Raw genomic sequence first — 444 nt, 5'->3', positions numbered from 1 at the left:
CGGCGCTCGCCGCGGGCGCCGCAGCCACCGCGGCCTGCCTGGACGCCCTCGGGGTGGGGCGCACGGACGGGGCGCGCCCCCAGGACGCCTGGGCCCTGCTGGCGGCGTGCCTGGGCGGGTCCGTGGTCAGCGTGCTCGTGCAGGCGGGCCTGGGCGAGACCCGGGCCCTGTCGCCCGACCTCGCACCCGCCGAGCTGGTGCGGGCGCTCGCCGGGTCGTTCGTGCTGCTGGCGGCCGCCCACCGCGTGCCCGGCCTCGTGGGCCAGGGCGCCCGGGGGGCGGACGACGCAGCGGCGGGCGAGACGACCTCCGGGCCGGTGGAGGCCGTGGCCGTGTGGCTGGGAGGGCTCGGCGCCCTGTGCCTGGTCTTCGTGGCGCTGGACGGCGTGCCGGTGGCCTTCTCGACGTTCCCCGTGGCGGTGTGGGCCGCGCTGCGGCTGCCGC

The 444-nt window shown here is 80.9% G+C and carries 1 protein-coding gene; it reads left to right on the top strand.

Translation table 11 applies throughout. The features are described 5' to 3' along the window. Window positions 1–444: hypothetical protein (locus FHN55_RS23075; RefSeq protein ID WP_218974936.1), on the top strand; the 444-nt coding region annotated here is incomplete at both ends.

This window comes from Streptomyces sp. NP160 (assembly GCF_006335115.1).
Lineage (GTDB): Bacteria > Actinomycetota > Actinomycetes > Actinomycetales > Quadrisphaeraceae > Quadrisphaera.
This window is presented reverse-complemented; position numbering and strand designations above follow the sequence as displayed.